The organism is Kitasatospora sp. NPDC001261 (assembly GCF_042896795.1).
GTDB lineage: Bacteria > Actinomycetota > Actinomycetes > Streptomycetales > Streptomycetaceae > Kitasatospora.
In genome coordinates this window covers 396,076-417,651 of the sequence record NZ_JBIAXP010000003.1, presented here as the reverse complement: position 1 = coordinate 417,651, position 21,576 = coordinate 396,076, and the positions used below count along the sequence as shown (strand labels likewise).

At 73.2% G+C, this 21,576-nt stretch carries 23 protein-coding genes; 11 read left to right on the top strand and 12 right to left on the bottom strand.

The features are described 5' to 3' along the window. Positions 1 to 312 precede the first annotated feature (312 nt). Positions 313 to 1,200: a 2-hydroxy-3-oxopropionate reductase gene (locus ACFY4B_RS06840; protein ID WP_380779474.1), complete on the bottom strand. Its 888-nt coding sequence runs from the start codon at positions 1,198 to 1,200 to the stop codon at positions 313 to 315. Between the two features lie 107 nt (positions 1,201 to 1,307). Then, positions 1,308 to 2,153: a TIM barrel protein gene (locus ACFY4B_RS06835; protein ID WP_074004304.1), complete on the bottom strand. Its 846-nt coding sequence runs from the start codon at positions 2,151 to 2,153 to the stop codon at positions 1,308 to 1,310. A 272-nt stretch (positions 2,154 to 2,425) separates the two neighbouring features. Between ACFY4B_RS06835 and ACFY4B_RS06830 the strand changes: the two genes are divergently transcribed. The 7 genes from ACFY4B_RS06830 (at position 2,426) to ACFY4B_RS06800 (ending at position 8,525) form a co-directional block, all read left to right on the top strand. Beyond that, positions 2,426 to 2,680 carry a thiamine-binding protein gene (locus tag ACFY4B_RS06830; RefSeq protein WP_063780213.1) on the top strand — a complete coding sequence of 85 codons (255 nt, stop codon included), beginning with the start codon at positions 2,426 to 2,428 and terminating at the stop codon, positions 2,678 to 2,680. Next, positions 2,677 to 3,057: a helix-turn-helix domain-containing protein gene (locus ACFY4B_RS06825; RefSeq protein WP_049653753.1), complete on the top strand. Its 381-nt coding sequence runs from the start codon at positions 2,677 to 2,679 to the stop codon at positions 3,055 to 3,057. The genes ACFY4B_RS06830 and ACFY4B_RS06825 overlap by 4 nt, the downstream gene beginning before the upstream one ends. A gap of 248 nt (positions 3,058 to 3,305) precedes the next feature. After that, on the top strand, positions 3,306 to 3,809 hold the full coding sequence (uraD, locus tag ACFY4B_RS06820; protein WP_387966736.1) for a 2-oxo-4-hydroxy-4-carboxy-5-ureidoimidazoline decarboxylase: 504 nt from the start codon (positions 3,306 to 3,308) through the stop codon (positions 3,807 to 3,809). Between the two features lie 105 nt (positions 3,810 to 3,914). Beyond that, the gene (gene uraH / locus ACFY4B_RS06815; protein ID WP_049653752.1) at positions 3,915 to 4,250 is read left to right on the top strand and encodes a hydroxyisourate hydrolase; all 336 of its coding nucleotides are present in this window, start codon (positions 3,915 to 3,917) and stop codon (positions 4,248 to 4,250) included. A 32-nt stretch (positions 4,251 to 4,282) separates the two neighbouring features. Continuing rightward, complete coding sequence (pucL, locus tag ACFY4B_RS06810) at positions 4,283 to 5,203, top strand: factor-independent urate hydroxylase (protein WP_074004302.1); 921 nt, start codon at positions 4,283 to 4,285, stop codon at positions 5,201 to 5,203. A gap of 318 nt (positions 5,204 to 5,521) precedes the next feature. Beyond that, a complete protein-coding gene (locus ACFY4B_RS06805) occupies positions 5,522 to 7,072 on the top strand; it encodes a nucleobase:cation symporter-2 family protein (protein WP_117492638.1) in 1,551 nt (516 codons plus the stop codon). A 67-nt stretch (positions 7,073 to 7,139) separates the two neighbouring features. Further along, positions 7,140 to 8,525, top strand: coding sequence for an 8-oxoguanine deaminase (locus ACFY4B_RS06800; RefSeq protein ID WP_074004301.1), 1,386 nt, complete (start codon positions 7,140 to 7,142; stop codon positions 8,523 to 8,525). Between the two features lie 275 nt (positions 8,526 to 8,800). Here ACFY4B_RS06800 and ACFY4B_RS06795 read toward each other — a convergent pair whose 3' ends face one another. After that, a complete protein-coding gene (locus ACFY4B_RS06795) occupies positions 8,801 to 9,202 on the bottom strand; it encodes a hypothetical protein (RefSeq protein WP_049653744.1) in 402 nt (133 codons plus the stop codon). Between the two features lie 133 nt (positions 9,203 to 9,335). Further along, entirely contained in the window at positions 9,336 to 10,988 is a 1,653-nt protein-coding gene (aceB, locus tag ACFY4B_RS06790) for a malate synthase A (protein WP_387966735.1), read from the bottom strand. Positions 10,989 to 11,190: 202 nt separating this feature from the next. On the opposite strand from aceB, the gene ACFY4B_RS06785 reads away from it, so the two are divergent. After that, positions 11,191 to 11,988 (top strand): IclR family transcriptional regulator, encoded by a 798-nt coding sequence (locus tag ACFY4B_RS06785; protein WP_049653741.1) that lies wholly within the window; start codon positions 11,191 to 11,193, stop codon positions 11,986 to 11,988. 174 nt (positions 11,989 to 12,162) lie between these two features. Beyond that, on the top strand, positions 12,163 to 12,945 hold the full coding sequence (locus ACFY4B_RS06780) for a hypothetical protein (RefSeq protein WP_387966734.1): 783 nt from the start codon (positions 12,163 to 12,165) through the stop codon (positions 12,943 to 12,945). A 138-nt stretch (positions 12,946 to 13,083) separates the two neighbouring features. On the opposite strand, the gene ACFY4B_RS06775 is transcribed toward ACFY4B_RS06780, so the two are convergent. Further along, positions 13,084 to 14,382 carry an esterase/lipase family protein gene (locus ACFY4B_RS06775; RefSeq protein ID WP_387966733.1) on the bottom strand — a complete coding sequence of 433 codons (1,299 nt, stop codon included), beginning with the start codon at positions 14,380 to 14,382 and terminating at the stop codon, positions 13,084 to 13,086. A gap of 210 nt (positions 14,383 to 14,592) precedes the next feature. Here ACFY4B_RS06775 and ACFY4B_RS06770 point away from each other — a divergent pair, with 210 nt between their 5' ends. After that, positions 14,593 to 14,922 (top strand): MoaF N-terminal domain-containing protein, encoded by a 330-nt coding sequence (locus ACFY4B_RS06770; RefSeq protein WP_049658181.1) that lies wholly within the window; start codon positions 14,593 to 14,595, stop codon positions 14,920 to 14,922. Positions 14,923 to 15,039: 117 nt separating this feature from the next. On the opposite strand, the gene ACFY4B_RS06765 is transcribed toward ACFY4B_RS06770, so the two are convergent. Both ACFY4B_RS06765 and ACFY4B_RS06760 read right to left on the bottom strand, forming a co-directional pair. Next, complete coding sequence (locus ACFY4B_RS06765; protein WP_387966732.1) at positions 15,040 to 16,182, bottom strand: alpha/beta hydrolase; 1,143 nt, start codon at positions 16,180 to 16,182, stop codon at positions 15,040 to 15,042. A 261-nt stretch (positions 16,183 to 16,443) separates the two neighbouring features. Continuing rightward, complete coding sequence (locus tag ACFY4B_RS06760) at positions 16,444 to 17,064, bottom strand: TetR family transcriptional regulator (RefSeq protein WP_387966731.1); 621 nt, start codon at positions 17,062 to 17,064, stop codon at positions 16,444 to 16,446. 137 nt (positions 17,065 to 17,201) lie between these two features. Here ACFY4B_RS06760 and ACFY4B_RS06755 point away from each other — a divergent pair, with 137 nt between their 5' ends. Beyond that, positions 17,202 to 17,966 (top strand): SDR family NAD(P)-dependent oxidoreductase, encoded by a 765-nt coding sequence (locus ACFY4B_RS06755; RefSeq protein ID WP_387966730.1) that lies wholly within the window; start codon positions 17,202 to 17,204, stop codon positions 17,964 to 17,966. A 132-nt stretch (positions 17,967 to 18,098) separates the two neighbouring features. Here the strand turns inward: ACFY4B_RS06755 and ACFY4B_RS06750 are convergent, their stop codons facing one another. The 5 genes from ACFY4B_RS06750 to ACFY4B_RS06730 all read right to left on the bottom strand — a co-directional run bounded on the left by ACFY4B_RS06750 (position 18,099) and on the right by ACFY4B_RS06730 (position 21,493). Then, positions 18,099 to 18,590 (bottom strand): GNAT family N-acetyltransferase, encoded by a 492-nt coding sequence (locus ACFY4B_RS06750; protein ID WP_387966729.1) that lies wholly within the window; start codon positions 18,588 to 18,590, stop codon positions 18,099 to 18,101. Between the two features lie 127 nt (positions 18,591 to 18,717). Next, entirely contained in the window at positions 18,718 to 19,662 is a 945-nt protein-coding gene (locus ACFY4B_RS06745; RefSeq protein ID WP_387966728.1) for a phosphotriesterase, read from the bottom strand. Then, complete coding sequence (locus tag ACFY4B_RS06740; protein WP_387966727.1) at positions 19,659 to 20,165, bottom strand: carboxymuconolactone decarboxylase family protein; 507 nt, start codon at positions 20,163 to 20,165, stop codon at positions 19,659 to 19,661. Before ACFY4B_RS06740 ends, ACFY4B_RS06745 begins: the two co-directional genes overlap by 4 nt. A 17-nt stretch (positions 20,166 to 20,182) precedes the next feature. Further along, the gene (locus ACFY4B_RS06735) at positions 20,183 to 20,776 is read right to left on the bottom strand and encodes a DUF4865 family protein (RefSeq protein ID WP_387966726.1); all 594 of its coding nucleotides are present in this window, start codon (positions 20,774 to 20,776) and stop codon (positions 20,183 to 20,185) included. A gap of 150 nt (positions 20,777 to 20,926) precedes the next feature. Further along, positions 20,927 to 21,493, bottom strand: a complete 567-nt coding sequence (locus ACFY4B_RS06730) for a TetR/AcrR family transcriptional regulator (protein WP_049652183.1) — start codon at positions 21,491 to 21,493, stop codon at positions 20,927 to 20,929. Positions 21,494 to 21,576: the final 83 nt, after the last annotated feature.

The following is a 21,576-nucleotide window of genomic DNA, read 5'->3' as shown; positions in this document are numbered from 1 at the left end:
GTCGGTCGCCAATGCTCCGCAGTGGCTCCCTCCTCCGCCTTGCGATGCACGCACCCCAACGCCGCCCCGCCCGCCCTCCGGGCGGACGACGGGAGTTCGAAGACAGGCCCTGGCGACGCGTACCAGGCACGACCGAAGTGCCCCCAGGGGGACGTACGCGTCACCGGCTTGGATCGACCGACGGGCGGGCGGATGAGCCCCGGCCCGCACGCCGGTCGGGTCCGGCCTCCTGGCGGCGCGGGCACGACCGGATAGGTACACGCCACCAGGAGGAGTTCGGGGCCGGGGGCTCCGCGCGGGAGCCCCCGGCGGTTACGCGACCTCGCGCCCGGAGAGCCGCTCGACGCCGCGCAGCAGCGCCGAGTGGTCGAGCGAGCCGTCGCCGTTGGCCCGGGCGGAGGCGACCAGCTGGGCCACCACGGCGCCGACCGGCAGCGCGGCGCCCACGGCGCGGGCGGCGTCGGTGACGATGCCCATGTCCTTGTGGTGCAGGTCGATCCGGAAGCCGGGGGCGAACTCGCGGTTCAGCATGTTCGCCCGCTTGCGGTTGAGCACGGTGGAGCCGGCCAGGCCGCCGCCGAGCACGTCCAGCGCGGCCGCGAGGTCGACGCCGGCATTCTCCAGGAACACCACGGCCTCGGCGAGCACCTGGATGTTGACCGCGACGATCAGCTGATTGGCGGCCTTGACGGTCTGGCCGGCGCCGGCCGGGCCGACGTGGACGACCGTGGTGCCCAGCGCGTCGAACAGCGGCCTGGCCTCGGCGAAGTCCTCGGCCGCACCGCCGACCATGATCGACAGGACGGCCTCGACGGCGCCGGCCTCGCCGCCGGAGACCGGGGCGTCCAGGGTGCGGACGCCCTTCTCCCTGGCGGCGGCCTCGACCCTGATCGAGGTCTGCGGGGTGATCGAGGACATGTCGATCACCAGGGTGCCGGGCCTGGCGTTCTCCAGCACGCCGCCCTCCCCCAGGACGACCTGCTCGACCTGCGGGTCGGCCGGGACCATGGTGATGACCACCTCGGCGTCCCCGACCGCCTCCGCGATGCTGCCGGCGCCGTGGCCGCCGACCGCGACCAGGGCGTCGATCGGCGGCCGGGTGAGGTTGAAGCCGGTGACGTGGTGGCCGGCCTTGACCAGGTTGGCGGCCATCGGGCTGCCCATGATGCCGAGGCCGATGAAGGCGATCTTGCGGCTCATCGCGTCGAGTTCCTTACGTGTGCGGGTGGGAGGTCGGGTGGGTCGGCGGTGCGCTGCCCGCCGCTCGAACCGGGCACTGCTCGGCGGCGCGCCGCCGGGCGGCTCCGCTACTGGGCGGCGCGCAGCTCGCGCGGCAGCCACCCGAAGCTGTCGGCGCTGACGCCGCCGGAGGGGCGGTACTCCAGACCGATGGAGCCCGCGTAGCCCGCGGCCGTGAGCCGGGCGAACAGGTCCTCGAAGTCCAGCTCGCCGGTGCCGGGCTCGTTGCGGCCCGGGGTGTCGGCGATCTGCACGTGGCCGATGCGGTCGGCGTGGGTGTCGATGACCGCCGCCAGGTCCTCGCCGTTCCTGGCCAGGTGGTACAGGTCGCAGAGGAACCTGGCGTTCCCCAGGCCGGTGGCGGCGTTGACCCGGTCGACCACCTCGACCGCGGCGGCGGCCGAGACCAGCGGGTAGTCCGGCGACTCGGCCCTGTTCAGGGCCTCGATCAGCAGGACGGCGCCGATCCCGTGCGCGGCCCGCGCGGCGAGCACCAGGTTCTCCAGCGCGAGCGCGTCCTGCTCGGCCGGGTCGACGCCCTCGACCCGGTTGCCGTACAGCGCGTTGAGCGCGGTGGCGCCGAGCGAGGCGGCGAGTTCGGCGGCGACCGGGAGGTTGGCGCGGAAGCGGTCCCGCTCGGCGGGCACCGAGACGGTTCCGCGGGCGCCCTTGCCCAGGTCGTCCAGGAGGTTGAGTCCGGTGAGCCGCACGCCGGCGTCGGTGAACGCCTTGCGCAGCGCGTCCAGTTCGGCCTGCGAGGGGTCGTGCTCCGCACCGAAGGGCCACCACAGTTCGGCGGCGGTGAAGCCGGCCGCGGCGGCCGCGGCGGGGCGCTCCAGGAGCGGCAGTTCGCCGAACAGGATCGACAGGTTGACCGTGAAGCCGTGCTTGGCAGCCGCCGTCACGTCACTCACCTCTCATCTCTCTTCCTTCATCCGCAACTTCCACGATCCGGAAGAGGGATTCTGTGTGGTGGAAGCATCTCCGGCCCGCCGAGCGAGTGTCAAGGGAGTCGCAACATTTTGTTGAAGCAGTCCCGAGGGGCCCTGCCGGGTGCCCCGAGGGCACACCGGGGCAGCCCCGAGGGCACCCCGAGGCCACACCGGCGGCGCGCCGTCCGCGGGGGCCGGACCGTTCGATCCCCCGACCCCTGCCCGCCCGCACCCCCGCTCGCTACAGTGACCCCGTGCGATTGATGGTGGAGTTCACGACAGAACCGTTCGAACTGGACACGTTCCCGGAGCACGCCGCGGCGGCTCGCCGGGTGGTCGACGACGCCGGCCTGGACGTCTCGGTCGGCCCCTTCGGCACCGGTGCCGAGGGCGGGGCCGAGCAGGTCCTCGCCGCGGTGACCAAGCTGCTCAAGGAGACCCTGGACGCCGGGGCGACCCGGATCTCGGTCCAGGTCAGCGTGCTGGGCGAGGAGGACGGTACGCCGTGACCGAGAACGTGGAACACCCGCTCGCCGCGGCGGTGAAGCCGCTGCTGGCCGCGGTCGGCGCGACGCACGTCCCGCTGGACGAGGCGAAGCCCGACGACGTGGTCCTGGAGTGGGAGGGCACCCCGGCCCTGGCCGTCCGACTGCCGCACCTGAGCAGCGCGTTGGACCGGCTGCTCGCCGAGATGACCCGGCAGTTCGACGGCCGCCCGCTGGCCGAGCTCGACCGCCTGGAGAAGCAGCGGGTCGTCGCCCTGCTGGAGGAGCGCGGCGCCTTCACCGTCCGCCACGGCGTGGAGACCGTCGCCTCCGCCCTGGGCGTCAGCCGCTTCACCGTGTACAACTACCTGAACCGCCAGGACGGCGCGAAGTCGTCCTGACACTCCGGCTCGACGCCCTCCGGGGCGTGTGCGCGCCCCCGCCCAGGGGGCCTCCGAACGGGTGACCCCGCCGACACGACAGGACCGGATCGGCCTGCGGCGGGGCACACTTGGCGAATCGCACACGAAAGGGCCCGACATCGGGGCCCGGTTCAAAACGTAACCACCAACCGTTCAACAAAGTGTTGACGGCCGGGTGGGGCCGATCTAGCTTTTCCGGGTGGCACCACTCTTCAGGAGGTCCACCCGTGACCAACCACCCCCACACCCTTGACGTCCTGGCCGCGACCGATGCCGCGGCACTGGAAGGGATCCTGCTGGAGGTCTGCTCCAGCCCCCGCTGGGCCGCCGCGGTCGCCGCGGCCCGGCCCTGGTCCGACCGCGACACCCTGCTCGCCGCCAACGCGGCGGCCATGGCGTCACTGACGACCGAGGACCTGCGCGACGCGATGGCCGGCCACGCCCGGATCGGCAGGCCGACGGCCGGCGACGCCGTCTCCGAGCGCGAACAGGCCGGCATCCAGGGCGTGGACCAGGCGGTCCTCGACGCGCTGCACGAGGCCAACGCCGCCTACGAGGCCAAGTTCGGCCACGTGTTCCTGATCTGCGCGACCGGCCGCACCGCGGTCGGCATGCTCGCCGCCCTGCGCGAACGCCACCCCAACGACGCCGCCACCGAGGCGGAGATCGTCCGCGGGGAGCTGCGCAAGATCAACGACATCCGGCTCGACCGCCTGCTCGACGCTCCCTGACGCTCAGTCATATCGCGCTTTCTCTCATCCTCCTTGCCAGACACTTCCGGCATCCACTGATGCTGACGCACCATCACTTCTGCCATCAGTAAGGTCACTTCACCCATGACTGGCATCTCCACCCACGTGCTCGACACCAGCCTCGGCCGACCGGCCGAGGGCGTCCCGGTCGAGCTCGCACTGCACACCGAGGGTGGCTGGCAGGTGCTCGGCACCTCCGCCACGGACTCCGACGGCCGGGTCAAGGACCTGCCGGCCGTGGAGGCGGGCTCGGTCGTCCGGCTGCTCTTCGACACCGGCGCGTACTCCGCGTCCACGTCCGCCGAGCCGCCGTTCTTCCCCGAGGTCTCGATCGTCTTCACGGTCGCGCCCGAACAGCACCACTACCACGTGCCGTTGCTGCTCAACCCGTTCGGATACTCGGTCTACCGCGGAAGCTAGTGGACCGACCTGGAAAGCTTAGGAGCCACGTCATGGCCCACGTGCTCGGTCAGAACCAGTACGGCAAGGCGGAGAACCGCATCGTCCGGATCCACCGCGACTCCACCCGGCACGAGATCAAGGACCTGAACGTCTCGGTCTCGCTCCGCGGCGAGTTCGAGGACGTCCACCTCACCGGGTCCAACGCCAACTGCCTTCCCACCGACACCACCAAGAACACCGTCTACGCCTTCGCCAAGGAGCACGGCATCGAGTCGGCCGAGGCGTTCGGCATCCTCCTGGCCCGCCACTTCGTCGACGACACCGAGCGCGGCGTCGTGCACAGCGCCCGGATCCGGATCGAGGAGTACTCCTGGGACCGGATCCGGACGCCGGACAGCTCGGCCCGCTTCATCGGCTCGGAGGAGGTCGGCCACTCCTTCGTCCGCAACGGCCAGGAGGTCCGCACCAGCGAGATCGTCTACGACGGGGAGTCCGTCCAGGTCATATCCGGCCTGAAGGACCTGGTCGTCATGAACTCCACCAACTCGGAGTTCTGGGGCTACATCAAGGACGGCTACACCACCCTCCAGGAAGCGTACGACCGCATCCTCGCCACCCAGGTCACCGCCCGCTGGAAGTTCGGCTACAGCGGCCGGGACGGCGAGGCCCAGCCCAACTGGAACCGCTCCTACACCCACGTGAAGCGGCACCTGCTGGAGGCGTTCGCCGAGACCTACTCCTACTCGCTGCAGCAGACCCTGCACGCGATGGGCACCCGGGTCCTCAACAACCGCGCCGAGGTGGACGAGGTCCGCCTCGAACTGCCGAACAAGCACCACTTCCTGGTCGACCTGGAGCCGTTCGGCCTCAAGAACGAGAACGAGGTCTACTTCGCCGCGGACCGCATGTACGGCCTGATCGAGGGCACCGTGCACCGCGAGGGCGTCGTCCCGGTCATCCCGGTCGCCTGACCTCCCCCACCCTCACCACCCTCAGGTGGACGCCGCCCGGAATCGCCGCATCCCCCGGTCCCCACGGGCCGGACGTCCGGGCGGGCCGCCCCACCGGCCCCATCACCAGGCACCACCCGCACCAGTTAGTTCTTCTCCACCTCCACCCCCACCCACCGGAGTTCGTGTCTGCCTCGCGGCGGCCGGCCCGGGGCACTGGAGAGCCCGGCCGAGGGATCCTTGCACCGCCGTCCCGCCCCCGGTCGTACCAGCACCAGCACCAGCCGCACTCCAGCGCCACGGGCGCGCCGGGAGCCACGGGCACAAGAGGGGCTCGACATGGCACCCAGCAACACCACCAGTACAGACGGCGGTTCCACCCCGGAGAGAACGCAGGACCCGGACGGCACGGACGGCACGCCGGCGCACCGCACCGGCAAGCCGCCCCGGCCCGGAACCCATCCCGTGGACGAGTTGCTGCCCCCGGTGAAGCTGTTCTCCACCGGACTCCAGCACGTCGCCGCGATGTACGCGGGGGTCGTCGCACCCCCGCTCATCGTCGGCGCCGGCGTCGGGCTCTCCCCCGCCGAACTCGCCCTGCTCATCTCGGCCAGCCTGTTCACCGCCGGACTGGCCACCCTCCTCCAGACCCTCGGCATCTGGAAGATCGGCGCGCGGCTGCCGTTCGTGAACGGCGTCTCCTTCGCGGGGGTCGCGCCCATGATCGCCATCGCCAAGGGCTCCATCGAGAAGACGGGAGGACCGAAGGAGGCCCTCCCGGTGATCTTCGGAGCGGTGATCGTCGCGGGGCTCCTGTGCTTCCTCGCGGCACCGTACTTCTGCAAGCTCATCCGGTTCTTCCCCCCGGTCGTCCAGGGCACCGTGATCACCCTCATCGGGGTGTCCCTGCTCCCGGTGGCGGTCAACTGGGCGCGCGGCGGTTCGCCGGGCGCCCCCGGGTACGGCTCCATGCGGGCCGTCGGCCTCGCCGCGATCACCCTCGTCGCGGTGGTGCTCTGCAACCGGCTGCTGCGCGGGTTCTGGCAGCAGCTGTCCCTGCTCATCGGCCTGGCGTTCGGCACCCTGATCGCCTTCCCGCTGGGGCTCGCCGACTTCGGCGCGGTCAAGGACGCGAAGGTCTTCTCGCTCCCCTCCCCGTTCCACTTCGGCGCGCCCGTGTTCGACGCCGCCGCGATCGTCTCGATGTGCATCGTCATGGTGGTCGCGATGACCGAGTCCACCGCCGACATGCTCGCCCTCGGCAGGATCGTCGACCGCGAGGCGGACGAACCCACCCTCGCCGCCGGCCTGCGGGCCGACGGCCTGGCCACCGCGCTCAGCCCCGTCTTCAACGGCTTCGCCGCCAGCGCCTTCGCCCAGAACATCGGGCTGGTGGCGCTGACGAAGATCCGCAGCCGCTTCGTGGTCGCGGCCGGCGGAGGCATCCTGGTCCTGCTGGGGCTGTTCCCCGTGCTGGGCTCGGTCGTCTCCCTGGTGCCGCAGCCCGTCCTCGGCGGCGCCGGGATCGTGCTCTTCGGCACGGTCGCGGCCAGCGGCATCCGCACCCTCGCGGAGGCCGGCATGGAGTCCGGGTCGAACACCATCCTGGTGTCCGTCTCGCTCGGGGTCGGCATCGTCCCGATCGCCGCGCCGACGTTCTACGACTCCTTCCCGGAGGCCGCCCGGACCCTGCTGCACTCGGGGATATCGGCCGGCTGCGTGGTGGCCGTCCTGCTCAACCTGCTCTTCCACCACGTCGGGGCCGCCCGTCGCTCCAGGCCCGGCCAGGGCTCCGACGCGACGGTACCGGCGGCTCCGACGGCTCCCGCGGTGCCGTCGGTGCCGTCGATGCCGACAGGTCCCACGGTTCCGACGGCGACGCCGTCCTGACCGGCCCCGGGAGGGGCGCGCACCACGGTGCGCACCCCTCCCGGCCCTCCCCCCTAGGAGTCACGCCATGGCAGTCCAGCCCCCGCCCACCGACCAGCGGACCGTGATCGAGAACGTCGCGATCGCCACCGTGGACGCGAACGACACCGAGTACGCCCGCGGCCACGTGGTCCTCCTCGGCAACACCATCGAGGCGGTGGGCGACGGCCCCGCCCCCGCGTGGCTGGACAACGTGGTGCGCCGGATCAACGGCGAGGGCCACCTGGCCACCCCCGGCCTGGTCAACACCCACCACCACTTCTACCAGTGGATCACCCGCGGCCTGGCCCAGGACGACATCCTGTTCGACTGGCTGGTCGCCCTCTACCCGACCTGGGCGCGGATCGACGAGCGGCTCGTGCACGCCGCGAGCCAGGGCTCCGCCGCCGCGCTGCTCAAGTCCGGCTGCACCACCGCCTCGGACCACCACTACGTCTTCCCGAAGGACGGCGGCGACATCCTCGGCGCCTCCATCGAGGCCGTCCAGGAGCTCGGCCTGCGCTTCACCGCGCTGCGCGGCTCGATGGACCGCTCGAAGAAGGACGGCGGGCTGCCGCCGGACCACGCGGTCGAGGAGCTGGACGACATCCTGGCCGCCTCCGAGACCGCCGTGGACCGCTACCACGACTCCTCCTTCGGCTCGATGCTGCACATCGCCCTCGCGCCCTGTTCCCCCTTCTCCGTCTCCACCGACCTGCTCCGGCAGTCCGCCGAACTCGCCCGCCGCAAGGGCGTCCGGCTGCACACCCACGGCTCGGAGACGGCCGAGGAGGAGGCGTTCTGCAAGGAGCTGTTCGGCATGGGGCCGACCGACTACTTCGAGTCGGTGGGCTGGCTCGGCGAGGACGTCTGGATGGCGCACTGCGTGCACATGAACGACTCCGACATCGCCAAGTTCGCCGAGACCGGCACCGGCGTCGCCCACTGCCCGTCCTCCAACGCCCGCCTGGCGGCCGGGATCGCGCGGGTGCCCGACATGCTCCGGGCCGGCGTCCCGGTCGGGCTCGGGGTGGACGGCACCGCCTCCAACGAGTCCGGCGAGCTCGGTACGGAGTTGCGCAACGCCCTGCTGATCAACCGGCTGCACGGCTCCCCCGCCGCGCTGACCGGGCGGCAGGCGCTGCGCCTGGGCACCATGGGCGGCGCCCGGGTGCTCGGCCGGCAGGACGAGATCGGCTCGATCGAGGTCGGCAAGCTCGCCGACCTGGCGCTGTGGAAGATCGACGGGGTCATGCACTCGTCCATCGCCGACCCGGTCGCCGCGCTCACCTTCGGCGCGCTGCCGCCGCTGTCGGTGCTGTTCGTCAACGGCAACGCGGTGGTCGAGAAGGGGCAGCTGACCACCGTCAACGAGGACCGGATCGCACGCGACTGCGCCCGCGCCGCCCGCGAGCTGGCGGCGCGTCCGGTCTAGGGCCTGTCCGGTCTGGGCCGGTTCGGCCTGGGGCCGGTCCGACGCCCACCCCGTACTCCGGGGGCGCCCAGGGACGGTGCGCCCCCGGGCTCCGCGCACCTCGGGGCGACGGACGGACGACAGCGGCGGACAGATGACAGCTGACAACTTTCGTCATCTGTTATCTGTTATCTGTCGCCTGTTATCTGTCGCCTGTTCGCCGTCACCGGTGCGCGGACCGCAGCCCCGGACCCACGGCGAGGGTCCGGGGCTGCCGGCGCACCCGGCGGCAGCCGTCAGGCCGTGCGCCCGATCGAGGCCAGGTAGCCGCGCCAGCCGCCGTGGTGGGTGATCTCCCGGTGGACGCCGCGCTCCAGCTCGCCCCGGGAGAGCAGCATGGACAGGCACGCGGAGCCGTCCTCCAGCTCGATGACGCCCAGTTCCAGCTCCCGCGGCTCCCCCGGCAGGATGACGTCCCGCAGCCGCTCCAGGGGGATGTCGTACAGCTCGCCCTCGATGGCGGTGTCCGCCTCCGGGTCGGCCAGCAGTCCCGGGCAGACGTCCGTACCGCCGCTGTGGTCGATGGAGAAGAAGCGGTAGCCGGGGGCGGTCCTGGCCGGCCCGATCAGCGAGTCGGCGACCTTCGCGTGGAAGGGACCACCGACCATTGCCTGGCCGTTGAAGAACATGCGCGCCATGGGTGAACTCCTTACGTGGACAAGACCGTTCCGTACGGCGACGAGAGGACAGGTGGGATTCGTCGCCGTACGGAACGGAGTGGTGGACCGCCGGCGCACCGCAGCCGGGCGGGCTCCGGCGGGCAGGTCGGGATCAGCCCAGCAGCGGGAGCGCGGGGAGGGTCAGGAAGTCCACGAACTCCTCGGCCAGGGCGACCTGTTCGAAGAGCCGGGCGGCCTCCGGCCAGCGGCCGGCGCCGTAGGCCTCCTCGCCCAGCTCGGCGAGGAGTTCGGCCAGCTCCGCGGCGACCAGGGAACGGACCAGGTCGGCGGTGGCCTTCTCGCCGGTGTCGGAGAGCACGACCCCGTTGTGGATCCACTGCCAGATCTGCGAGCGGGAGATCTCGGCGGTGGCGGCGTCCTCCATCATGTTGAAGATGCCGACAGCCCCGAGCCCGCGCAGCCAGGCCTCGATGTAGCGGATGCCGACCTGGACGGCGTTGTGCAGCCCCGCGCGGGTGCAGGTGCCGCCGGCTCCGGCGATGTCGAGGAGCTGGGCGGCGGTCACCGGCTCGGCCGGGCCGGGGTTGTCCTTCTGGTGGGGCCGCTCGCCGAGCACCGCGTCGAAGGAGGCCCGGGCGACCGGCACCAGGTCGGGGTGGGCGACCCAGGAGCCGTCGAAGCCGTTCCCGGCCTCGCGGTCCTTGTCCGCCTTGACCTTCTCCAGCGCGGCCGCGTTGACCTCCGGGTCGCGGCGGCTCGGGATGAACGCGGCCATGCCGCCGATCGCGTGGGCGCCGCGCCGGTGGCAGGTCCGCACCAGCAGCCGGGTGTAGGCGGCCATGAACGGCGAGGCCATGGTGACGGTGTTGCGGTCCGGCAGGATGTAGTGCTCGCCGGCGTCGCGGAAGTTCTTGACGATCGAGAACAGGTAGTCCCAGCGCCCGGCGTTGAGGCCGGCCGCGTGGTCGCGCAGCTCGTAGAGGATCTCGTCCATCTCGAACGCGGCGGTGATGGTCTCGATCAGCACGGTCGCCCGGATCGTGCCGTGCGGGATGCCGAGTTCGGCCTGGGCGTGGGTGAACACGTCGTTCCACAGCCGGGCCTCGAGGTGGCTCTCGGTCTTCGGCAGGTAGAAGTACGGGCCGGAGTTGGGGTCCTCGGCACCCTTGGCCAGCAGCCGGGCGGCGTTGTGGAAGAAGTAGAGGCCGAAGTCGACGAACGCGCCGGCCACCGGGGTGCCGTCGACCAGCAGGTGGTTCTCGTCCAGGTGCCAGCCGCGGGGGCGGACCACGACGGTGGCGAGTTCGGCGGCGGGCTTGAGGGTGTACGCCTTGCCGGCCGCGCCGGTGAAGTCGATCCGGCCCTCGAAGGCGTCGGTCAGGTTGACCTGGCCGACGACCACGTTCTCCCAGGTCGGGGCGGAGGCGTCCTCGAAGTCCGCGAGCCAGATCCGCGCTCCGGAGTTGAGCGCGTTGACGACCATCTTGCGGTCGGTCGGCCCGGTGATCTCGACCCGGCGGTCCCGGAGGGCGCGGGGCGCCTCGGCGACCTTCCAGTCCCCGGCCCGGATGTCGGCGGTGTCGGGGCGGAAGTCCAGCGTGCCAGTGGCGGCGATCTCGGCGCGGCGGGCCTTCCGCCCGGCCAGCAGCTCCTGTCGGCGCCCTTCGAAGGCCCGATGGAGCCCGGCGACGAAGGCAAGCGCCTCCGGAGTGAGCACCTCCTCCGCCCGGGGGACGCGAGGACCGGCGACAGTGACGACCGGAGCGGCGGGCGAGGCGCCGACGGGCCCCTGATCTGCAGCCATGAGCAGGACACTCCTAAGACGGTTGAGCCTGGCGGAGGGAGCTCCGGTGGGAACTTCCTCAGGGAACTTCCTCGATCGGTACCCGCCTGCCGGCGAGTTCGATTCTGTAAGGTGGAGACTAGTTTCCGCGATACAGAATTTCAACGGTTTGTTGAAGAGATCGCCGGGACTCTACTCCTCCCCGACAGTGAAGGAAACGCCGGTGGTTGCGACCCCCGACCCAGCATCGACGACAGGCGCCGACCGCGCGGGCGGCGGCGTGCAGTCCGTCGAACGCGCCTTCCAACTCCTGGAGGCGCTGGCCGACTCCGGCGGCGTGGCCACCCTCAGCGAGCTCTCCACCACGTCCGGCCTCCCGATGCCGACCATCCACCGGTTGGTTCGTACCCTCGTGCAGCAGGGCTATGTCCGCCAGGACACCGCGCGCCGCTACACCCTCGGCCCCCGGCTGATCCGGCTCGGCGAGACGGCCGGCCGGCTGCTCGGCAGCTGGGCCCGCCCGTACCTGGCCGAGCTCATGGAGGCCACCGGCGAGACCGCCAACCTGGCGGTGCTGGAGGGCGGCGAGGTGGTGTACGTCGGCCAGGTGCAGTCGCGCCGCTCGATGCGGATGTTCACCGAGGTCGGCCGACGGGTGCAGCCGCACTGCACCGGCGTCGGCAAGGCGCTGCTCGCCCAGCTGCCCGAGGACGAGGCCCGCGCCGTGCTCGGCCCCAACCCGCTGCCAGCGCACACCGAGTACACGGTCACCGACCCGCAGGAGCTGATGCGCCAGCTCGCCGAGGCGCGCGAGCGCGGCTACGTGGTCGACGACCAGGAGCAGGAGATCGGCGTCCGCTGCATCGCGCTCGCCGTCCCGGGCGCGCCGACGCCCACCGCGCTCTCGGTCTCCGGCCCGGAGGCCCGCATCCGGGCGCTGGAGGAGCAGGCCGGAGCCGCCTCGCTGGTACCGGTGATGCACCAGATCGCGACCCGGCTGGGCCAGGTCCTCGCTCCCTGACGGAACGTCAACCTCCCTTGCCCGCCGACCCGGTTGGCACGGCGTGCCGCGTCATCCGTTCGGGCGGACGACGGGCGGGTTGCCGCCCAGCTGCGGCAGTGGCTCCGCCACCCTGGTGCCGACGCGGCCCGCAACGGCGCGGGCGGCCGGGACGCGAGGGCAGGGTGAGCGGGGATGGAGCAGCAGTACCGGGACGCATGGGAGGGCGCGCGGGGCGGTGGGGTCCGGGGAGGTGAGGTCCGGACCGATGGCGTACGGGCCGGTGGCGTACGGCGCGCCGCGAGGGGCCGGGGGTTCGGCGGGGCCGGGCTGGTCGCGGCCGTGGCGGCGGGGTGCGCGGTGACGGTACTGGCCACCGACCCGGTCTGGGCGCTGCGGCGGCCCGAGCCCCGGCCCGCCGTGGAGGTCGTCGCGGCCGGTGCGCCCTCGCCGTCCACCCTGCCCGCACCGGCGACGCCCACCGCCTCGACCCTGCCGGCCCCGGCCAAGCCCGGAGCCGGGTCCGGGGCCGGGTCCACCGCCGGGCCTGGGACGGCCGAGGCCGCCGCGCGACCGTCCGACTCCGACCTGGAGGTGGTCCGGATCGACCCGGACGCGGCCGCGCCCGGCGGCACCACCACCATCCACGCCTTCGTCGGCAACGGCGGCCCGGAGACCACCGCCTCCCCGTTCACGGTCGCGATCACCCTGCCGGAGGGCGTCAGCCCGGAGGGCCCGTTCTTCCCGTCCACCTGCCAGGTGGTGAGCCGCGGCCGCGTCGTGCGGTGCGTGTTCGCGCCCGGACTGCGGGAGGGGCGCAGCGCGACCGCCCTCATCCCGGTCCGGCTCGCCCCGGACCTGCCGGAGGGCAGGCTGAGCGGCGGCTCGGTCGCGGTGCGCAGCGCGGACGACCGGTACGAGGGCAACAACCGGCAGCCGTTCGACATCACGGTGGCCGGGACGGCCGCCGGTTCCTGAGCCGTGTGGGCCGCGCGGTCCCGTCGGCGGGGTCGGCCCTGCCGACGGGACCGTCCTGCCGGCGGCGGGCGGGGCGCCATCCCCGCCGAGATGCCGACCAACAGCCCCGTGCGGCAGCCGAGTTGACCGGCTTGAGGCTCAGCCCAGCCAGGTGTTGACCTGGCTCGCCGCGTCCGGCGCCCAGGCGAGCTCCAGGTGGTTCAGGCCGCCGAGCAGCCGGGTGCCGCCGACCGTCGCGATGCCGGTGGTGTCCAGCGCGCTCGCGGTGAAGACCAGGCCGTCGCTCGGCCCGCGGCCCTCGTTGAGCACGCCCGGGATGTCGGCGGACCCGCCCGCCAACAGGTAGGTGCGCACCGCGGCCGGGATGCCGGCCTGCCGGAGCGGGGCGATCAGCGAGCCCGCGTCGATCGCCGCCTGGATGCCCTGGCCGGAGGTGTAGAAGCCCTGGCCGCCGTAGTAGGTGGTCCACCAGTCCTGCGCACTGCTGTCCACCCCGTAGGTGCCGTCCCAGCGGGCGAGCAGCTGGCGCTGGCCCGGGTAGCAGTCGTAGCCGCCGCTCGGCAGCACCCCGAGGCAGGGCTGCGCGGTGTACGTGCCGTAGCAGGTCATGGAGAGGTGAGGGGACGGTGCGTTGGCGGTGCCGCCGCAGGCGGGCCAGGTCACCAGGTCGAAGTCCCAGCCGTGCGCGTACACGTAGTCGAGCCCGCCGTGCGGCCCGCCCAGCGTGACCAGCCGGCGCACGTCGCCCGCGTACGCCCTCCCCCAGGAGGGCTTCACCGAGGACACGTACGCCCGGGCGGCGACCTCGCCCTTGCTCCAGGCCACCACGTCGACCTGGGGGACCCCGAGCCGGGCCCGGATCAGCGCGACCGCGTCGCCGACCGCCTGCGCCTGGAGCAGGTTGTCGCCGTGCTTGTGGGCGAAGCCGATCGCGAAGACCCGGTGGCCGGTGCCGGCCAGGTACTGGGCGAGCCCGGTGGACGGGCAGTTCACGGCACCGCAGGCGCCGCTCTCCCCCGGGTTCGCCCAGGCCCGGTCGGCGTTGTCGTTGGCGCCGTGGACCAGCAGGACGGGGGTGGCCTGGGCGCCGGTGTCCCAGCCCGCGGCGGAGTAGAGCAGGAACCGGGCGGAGGAGGGCCGACCGGTGCCGAAGTACGTCCGGCGGGCGCCGTCCTGGTCGCCGCGGCCATCGGCGGGGAACTGCTCGGCGCCGAAGCCGGGGGTGGTGTCGAGGTAGCGCTCGACCTTGGCCCAGCCGTTGCCGGGGGCGGGGAAGGTCGCTTCCAGGGTGAGGGGGGCGGCGGCCGCGGCCCGGGCCGTGCCCGCCTGCGCGGCGGTGGGGGTGCCGAGCAGGGCGGCGGCGAGGGTCAGGAGCACGGCGGCGAGGGCGGTGGGGACGCGTCTCGCGGGGCCGGGGCGTGTGGGGGTACGTCTCATGGCCGGACGCTAGGGCCGGCGCGCGGCCCTGCCCATGTGCCGGTCGCACACCCGGGCCGCCGCGTGGTGGCGGACCGTACCGTGGCCTTTGCCTGACCGAGTGCGCCCGGTCGGATAAATTGGAAGCCTGACATCATCCGCCGTGCACAAGAGCGGCGAGCCCGACCGGGTGCTCGCCACGACCTGACAGAGACGAGGACCCGCCCCACCATGACCGCGCCCCTGCCCGCCTTCGCCGGCCGCACCTACCTCTTCCGGGTCGACAACGGCGCGGCCTTCCGCAACACCTACTCGGCCGACGGTACGCGGCTGCGCTGGGAGGGCCTCGGCGAGTCGGCGGGCCAGTGGGAGGACGTGCGCCTGCACGTCGCCGAGGTCGCGCCCTCGATCTACTTCGTCAGCTGGACCGAGCAGAGCGGGATCACCGTCAGCCACGTGATGGACCTCGGCAGGCTGACCGTGCGGGCCTTCTGGACCTTCGAGGGCGAGGGCGGCCGGGTCGGCCAGCTGCACACCGGGACGCTGGAGCGGGTGGCCTGAGCGGCGGGACCGCCGTACGGCTCCTGAATGACCGAACCCCCGGTGCCATGGCTCCGGGGGTTCGGTCGTTCAGGCTCGGTCGTTCAGGATCGGTCGTTCAGGATCGGTCATTCAGGCTCATGCGGACTGGTTCGGCACCTTGAGGTGCTGGGACAGCCACTCCAGCGAGGAGGGCAGCAGGGCGCTCCAGGTCTCGAAGTTGTGGCCGCCGTTCTCCAGCATGCTGTACGAGACCTTCATCGGGCTCTGCACCCCGTCGACGAAGGCCTCGGTCTGCTGCCGGTAGTCGCCGTCGCCCTTCTTGGTGCCGGCCAGCAGCACGGACACCTTCGGCTGCGGCAGGTTCTTCAGCCGCCACAGCAGGTTGGCCTCGTCGCGGCGCTGCTTGCTGCCGCCGAAGAGGTCGCCCGTGGTCGGGTCGTCGGCGGCGTCGTAGTAGGCGGAGAGGGCGACGGCGGTCGGGAAGACGTCCGGGTGGCGCATGGCCAGCTTGAGCGCGCAGTAGCCGCCGGTCGAGTTGCCCATGAAGGCCCAGGCCTGCGGGTCGGTGGAGACCCGGTAGCTGGCCTGGATCGCCGAGGGCACGTCCTTGGTGAAGTAGGTGTCGGACTGCGGGCCGTTCGGGACGTCCTCGCACTCGGTGTCCTGGGGCAGCGCGGGCGAGGGGCGCACCAGGACCATGACGGTCGGCTGCATCCGCCCCTCCTGCAGCAGCTTGAGCGCGGCGCCCGGGTAGTTGAAGCGGGTGATCAGGTTCTCGGCGATTCCTGGGAATCCGGTGCTGACGATCACGGCCGGGAACTGCTTCTGGGCGTACTCCGGCTGGAAGTACTGCGGGGGCAGGTAGACGTAGCCCTCGGTGGACAGCCGGCTGGCCGCGCCGTCTATCCGGACCTTGCGGATCTCACCGGACTGGGCGGGCTCGCGGCCCATCGCGCCGCCGCCCTTGACCGCGGCCTGGCCCATCGTCTCCACCATCAGCCGGCCGGAGGCGTCCGCCTTGTTGTGGATGACCACCGGGCCGGTGTCGCCGGTGCCCAGCAGGTCGTCCCAACTGCTGTAGAAGGCGAAGTAGTTGTTCGCGACCAGGCCGAGCGCGGCGAGCACCGCGAGCTGGGTGGCGAGCAGTGCGCCGATCCGGCCGAGCACCGACTGCCAGGTCTTCTTCGCGAGTCTGGGCCACAGCCAGACCGTGGCGACCATCATCACGACCGCGATCAGTGCGGTCAGCGCCAGCACCTTGTGGCTCGTCAGACCCATGTCCCGCTTGCTCCCACGCCTCGAACTCCAGTCCCCTCCGCTGGGGACATCCGAGGAGGTCACCCCGGTTCCCCCGCCGGGGCGCGAGGACCAACCCTAACGCCAGCTGGGAGGAAGCTGACCGCGGCTGGGAGGTGACGGGGAGCCGGGCTGACAGATGACAACGTTCAGATAACAGATTTCGAAAGTTGTCATCTGACATCTGTCAGCGGTCGGCTGTCCTCCGTCAGCCGGAGCGGGCGAGGTGGGCTGCGCCCGGGCTCAGCCCACCCGCCCCCAGAGCCGCAGCCCCGCCGTGAGCTCGCGCATGCAGCGCGCGCCGAGGTCCTGCGGGGAGCCCGGACCGGCGAGGGGCGCCTCGGAGGAGGCCCACTGCTCCAGGGCCACCCGGATCGCCGCGGTCGCGGCGGCGGCGGCCAGCCGGATCTCCAGCGGATCGGTGCCGTCCGGGCAGCGCCCGGTGAGGGCGACCCGCAGCCGCGCCTCCGAGTCGGCGTGGACCCGCTGCCAGGTGGCGTTCAGCTTCGGGTCGCGCAGCAGGCCGCGGGCCCACCGCATCATCTCCGCCCGCGCCTCGTCGGCCGGGGTCAGCGACGCGACCGCCGCACGCTCCAGCGCCTCGCGCAGCGGCAGGTCGGCCGGGCTCGCCGCGAACAGCTCCACCCACTCCTGCCCGCCCGACGCGAGCAGCGGGGCGACGGCGTCCTCCTTGACGGAGAAGTACCGGTAGAAGGTGCGCAGCGAGATGCCCGCGGCGAGGGCGATCTCCTCGGCGGTGACCGCCTCGGCTCCCCGCTCGGCGAAGAGCGCGGCGGCGGTACGGGCGATCTCCAGTCGGGTGGCCTCACGGCGGCGCTGGGTCAGGGTCGGGCGTCCGGTCACAGGGCCAGCCTACGCGGACGCATGCCAAGGTGGCACGTCACGACGATCTGGCACATCAAGCCTTTTTGGCACAACGTGCCACTCAGGCGTACCGTGGTCCCCGAGGTCGAGAGACCACGAACGAACGGAGTACCACCATGGAGCGCTTCAGCGGACGGAACGTCCTGATCACCGGCGGCGGCTCGGGCATCGGCCAGGCCACCGTGCACCGGATCCTCGCCGAGGGCGGGAAGGTCGTCGCCGTCGACGTCAACGAGGACGGCCTGAAGAAGACCCTGGACCGCGCCACCGCCGAGGGCACCGCGGACCGCCTGAGCATTCAGGTTCTGGACATCTCGGACGAGGCGGCCGTCGTCGCGGGCGTCGCCGAGGCGACCACCGGCCTGGGCGGCCTGGACGTGCTGGTCAACGCGGCCGGCATCCTCCGCTCCTCGCACACCCACGAGACCAGCCTGGAGTTCTGGAACAAGCTCCTCGCAGTGAACCTGACCGGCACCTTCCTGATGACCCGCGAGGCGCTCCCCGCGCTGCTCGCGGGCGGCCGGGGCGTGGTGGTCAACTTCAGCTCCACCTCCGCGAGCTTCGCCCACCCGTACATGGCCGCGTACGCCGCGACCAAGGGCGGCATCCAGTCCTTCACCCACGCCATCGCCTCGGAGTACTCGAAGCAGGGCCTGCGCGCGGTCTGCGTCGCGCCGGGCAGCATCGACAGCGGCATGACCCACAACCCGGGCCTGCCCGCCGACGCCGACTTCAGCCTGCTGGCCAAGCTCTCCCCCGCCCTCGGCCAGGGCTTCGCCGGCCCGGAGACGGTGGCCGGCGTGATCGCCATGCTCGCCTCCGACGACGGCGCCTTCGTCACCGGTACCGAGCTGCGCATCGACGGCGGCACCCACATGTGACCGGCTGATCGCCCCCGCGATCCGGTCGAAGGCGGGGCCTGTGCCGTCCCCCGTACGGCGCAGGCCCCGCCTTCGCGTCGCTGTCGCTGTCGCTGCCGGAGCCGGAGCCGGGTGCGGCGGCGGTCGGTCAGGTCACCGCAGGGGCTTCCCGAGCAGGAGTTCCCGGGTGACCCCGTCGGCGAGCAGGTCGCCCGGCTCCGCGAGCGGGGCGAAGCCGTGGCGGCGGTAGAGGGCGAGCGCCGCTTCGTTGCCGGGGAGCACGGCGAGGCGCAGCGTGGTCCCGCCGGTGGCGCGGGCCCAGCGCTCGACCTCCTCGACGAGCCGGTCGGCGACGCCCCGGCCGCGCGCCCGCGGGGCGACCCAGAGCGAGCGCAACTCCCGTACCCCGTCCGGCGATCCGGGCAGGCCGCCGACGAGCCCGACCGGGTCCTCGTCCAGCAGGGCCGCGACGTGGTGGGCGCCCGGGATGCCGAGCCGGTCGCGCCAGCGCTCCTCGCCGCCCCGGTGCCAGTCGGCGAGGCCGGCCTTGAAGGCCTCCGGTGCGTCGGTCAGGGCGGCGAGGCGGAGGTCCCGCCAGAGCTGCCAGTCGGCGGTCGCGAGGGTTCGGAGTGTCAGCGTCACCATGTCCGGCACCGTAGAGGGCCCGACCGGCGGCCGTCAGTCCGTTTCCCGTACCTGCGGGCCCGCGCGCCACCGGCCCCGGCGGTTCGGCGGGGTTCGACGGCCCGGCGGGCGCCCTACGGCGGGTGCCCTACGGCGTGCGCCAGTCGGCGGCGAAGGCGGCGGCCGGGTTGGCGGTGAGGAGCAGCTCGGGCAGTTCGGGGCCGTGGCTGCGGGCGAGGCGCGGGGCGAGCTCGGTGAGCAGCCGGACCGGGCCGCCGGCCGCGCGGGCGGTCCGGGTCGTGGTGTCGGCGCCGAGCAGCAGCTGGGCGGCGTGGCCCGCCTCGACCAGGTCGGCGATGACCTCGAAGGCCTGGTGGTCGTCGGCGTGGCCGGCCCGGGAGGGGCTGTCCAGGGCGAGGTACACGCCCTCGGCGGCCAGGTGGCGGTGCAGCGCACGGTCGGGGAGCCGGGTGAGGTGGCCGAGGATGACCCGGTCGGGCCGGACGCCGTGCCGGTGGCACAGCCGGTGCACCACCCCGAGCGGGGCGCCGTCGGCTTCGAGGTGGACGGCGATCGGGGCGCCGGTGGCGTGGTGGGCCTCGGCGGCGGCGGCCATCGTCCACCGGGTGTGGCGACTGTCGGGCCCCGCGTCGGCCGCGACCTTGATCAGCCCGGCCCGGACCCCCTCGGGCGCGCCGGGCAGACCGGTGGTGAGCTCGGCGACGAAACGTTCTGCCAGGTCGGCGTACGGGCCGGGGCGGTCCTCCGCCCCGGCGCCGATGGCGGAGAAGGAGCCCGGCGCGTAGTGGACCGCCTGGTGCGCGCCGGTGGCGGCGACGATCCGCACGCCGGTCGTACGGGAGAGCGCGGCGAGCGAGTCCGCGCCCCGGCCCAGGCCGAGCGGGGTCCACTGGACGAGGGTGCGGCCGCCGGCGGCGGCGTAGGCGCGCAGGACGTCCTCGGCGGCGGCCGGGTCGTCCAGTTCCTGGCCGGGGAGCAGCGGGCTGCGAATGAAGAGGTGGTCGTGGGCGTCGGTGACGCCGAGGGCGGCGGGGTCCAGGTCGCCGAGGACGGTGCGGACGGTGCGGCTCATGCCCCGGCCTCCTTGGTGACGGTCCCGGCGGCGCTCTCGGCGGCCTTGGTGGCCTCGGCGCTCTCGGTGCTCTCGGTGCTCTCGGCGCTCTCGGTGCTCTCGGCGAAGGTCGCGGTGGCGACCCGCAGGCCGGCCAGCGCCTTGGGGAGGCCGACGTACGGGGCGAGGTGGACCATGACCTCGGTGATCTCCGCCTCCGTCAGGCCGATCCGCCGGCTGTAGCGGACGTGGTCGGCGAGCTGCGGCTCGACGCCGCCGAGGGCGGTGAGGGCTGCCAGGTTGGCGATCTGGCGGTCGCGCAGGGCGAGGCCGGGGCGCTGGTAGGTGCCGCCGAAGAGGCTGGTGACGATCCAGTCGGGGAAGCCGGGGGCGAGGGCGTCCAGGCCGCCGAGGGTGGCGGCGGCGCCCGGACCGGCCAGGTCGGCGAGCAGGGCGTGGCCGGCCGCGCGGTCGAGCGGGGCCGGGGTGAGGTCGGGGCCGGCGGGGGCGGTCGCGGGGGACATCGGGGCGGTGGGTCCTTTCACCAGTGGCGGCCGGCGGGCAGCCGGTCCAGTTCGGGGCGGGACAGGTGCAGCACCTGGTACCGGACGCCGGGCGCGTCCTCGGGGGCCGGGCCGTTCCAGAGGGCGAAGCGGAGCAGCTCCCAGCGGCTCGGGTCGACGGCCACGGCGGCGGTGTGCAGGTCCGGGTGCGCGGGCAGGTCCGCGAGCGCCCGCTCGACGGCCACGGCCGGGTCGGCGCCTTCCGGCAGCCGTACGGTCGCCCGGGTGGCGGTGCTGGGCTGCTCGGTCCTCTCCCCCGCTACTGACGACGCGCCGCGGGTCAGGCCCGCGCCGAGCCAGTGCCGGACGGCGGGGCGGCCGAAGTCGGCGCTCAGGCCGCGGAAGCCCGGGCCCCAGAGGAAGCCGTTCATGCCCTCGGCGGTGCGCCAGAGGTAGAACGGCGCGTACTGGTTGACGGGCGAGCCCTGCCGACCGCGCTCGCGGACCAGGTAGGCCTTGAGGCCGAGGCCCGGGTGCGCGTCGAGCAGGTGGCCCTTGTCGGCGACGCGCTTGCGGATGACGCCCATGTCGTAGTCGGCGGGGAGGGTGATCTCGTACTGCATGGCGTGCACGGCGGGGCTCCTCGGGTTCTGGCCGGTCTGACGGCGGACGTCCTGGTTTTCGGCAGGCGCGTCGGCTCTGGTCGTACGGGTTCGGCCGCGAGGGTTCGGCCGTACGGGTGCGGCGGCGCGCCCGGGGTCGTGCGGGTCAGGCCGTGCGGGTCAGGCCGTGCGGTGTGCCGCGAGCAGGCCGAGGGCGCCGCGGACGGCCCGGTCGAACGGCTCGGCGCTGTCGGCGGCGCGGGCCAGGACGTAGCCGCCCTGGACGACGGCGACCACGGCGGCGGCCGTGTCGGCCGGGTCGAGGCCGGGGGCGAACTCGCCGTCCGCCTGGCCCTGGGCGACCAGTTCGGCGATCCGGCCGCGCAGCCAGTCGAAGGTCTCCTCGACGGGCGCGCGCAGCCGCGGGTCGGCGACGACGTCGGGGTCCTGGGCCATCCGGCCGATCCGGCAGCCGCGCAGGACGTCGCGGTCGCGGTGCAGGTAGGCGGCGATCCGGTCGTAGGCGGTGCCGGGGGCGGCGAGGTCGGCCTCGGCGACGCCCCGCATCTGCTCGGCGCTGCGGCGCAGGGCGGCGGCCGCGAGGTCGGGCTTGCCGGTGAAGTGGTGGTACATGCTGCCCTGGCCGACCCCGGAGCGCTGCTGGATGGCCTTGGGGCTGGTGCCGACGTAGCCGCGCTCCCAGAGGAGGGCCTGGGTGCTCTCGATGAGACGGTCCTGGGTGCTCATGCGGCTCACTGTACATACCAGTAGGTACAGAAGACCAGCGCTGACTCCGCCCGGGCGCCCCGGGGCGCCCGGATCCTCCTCGC

Bases quoted from the DNA above. Each gene is read 5' to 3' on its own strand.
- ACFY4B_RS06840 (WP_380779474.1), bottom strand. From the start codon at position 1,200: ATGAGCCGCAAGATCGCCTTCATCGGCCTCGGCATCATGGGCAGCCCG.
- uraH (WP_049653752.1), top strand. From the start codon at position 3,915: ATGACTGGCATCTCCACCCACGTGCTCGACACCAGCCTCGGCCGACCG.
- pucL (WP_074004302.1), top strand. From the start codon at position 4,283: ATGGCCCACGTGCTCGGTCAGAACCAGTACGGCAAGGCGGAGAACCGC.
- ACFY4B_RS06805 (WP_117492638.1), top strand. From the start codon at position 5,522: ATGGCACCCAGCAACACCACCAGTACAGACGGCGGTTCCACCCCGGAG.
- ACFY4B_RS06800 (WP_074004301.1), top strand. From the start codon at position 7,140: ATGGCAGTCCAGCCCCCGCCCACCGACCAGCGGACCGTGATCGAGAAC.
- ACFY4B_RS06795 (WP_049653744.1), bottom strand. From the start codon at position 9,202: ATGGCGCGCATGTTCTTCAACGGCCAGGCAATGGTCGGTGGTCCCTTC.
- aceB (WP_387966735.1), bottom strand. From the start codon at position 10,988: ATGGCTGCAGATCAGGGGCCCGTCGGCGCCTCGCCCGCCGCTCCGGTC.
- ACFY4B_RS06780 (WP_387966734.1), top strand. From the start codon at position 12,163: ATGGAGCAGCAGTACCGGGACGCATGGGAGGGCGCGCGGGGCGGTGGG.
- ACFY4B_RS06775 (WP_387966733.1), bottom strand. From the start codon at position 14,382: ATGAGACGTACCCCCACACGCCCCGGCCCCGCGAGACGCGTCCCCACC.
- ACFY4B_RS06770 (WP_049658181.1), top strand. From the start codon at position 14,593: ATGACCGCGCCCCTGCCCGCCTTCGCCGGCCGCACCTACCTCTTCCGG.
- ACFY4B_RS06765 (WP_387966732.1), bottom strand. From the start codon at position 16,182: ATGGGTCTGACGAGCCACAAGGTGCTGGCGCTGACCGCACTGATCGCG.
- ACFY4B_RS06755 (WP_387966730.1), top strand. From the start codon at position 17,202: ATGGAGCGCTTCAGCGGACGGAACGTCCTGATCACCGGCGGCGGCTCG.
- ACFY4B_RS06750 (WP_387966729.1), bottom strand. From the start codon at position 18,590: ATGGTGACGCTGACACTCCGAACCCTCGCGACCGCCGACTGGCAGCTC.
- ACFY4B_RS06745 (WP_387966728.1), bottom strand. From the start codon at position 19,662: ATGAGCCGCACCGTCCGCACCGTCCTCGGCGACCTGGACCCCGCCGCC.
- ACFY4B_RS06740 (WP_387966727.1), bottom strand. From the start codon at position 20,165: ATGTCCCCCGCGACCGCCCCCGCCGGCCCCGACCTCACCCCGGCCCCG.
- ACFY4B_RS06730 (WP_049652183.1), bottom strand. From the start codon at position 21,493: ATGAGCACCCAGGACCGTCTCATCGAGAGCACCCAGGCCCTCCTCTGG.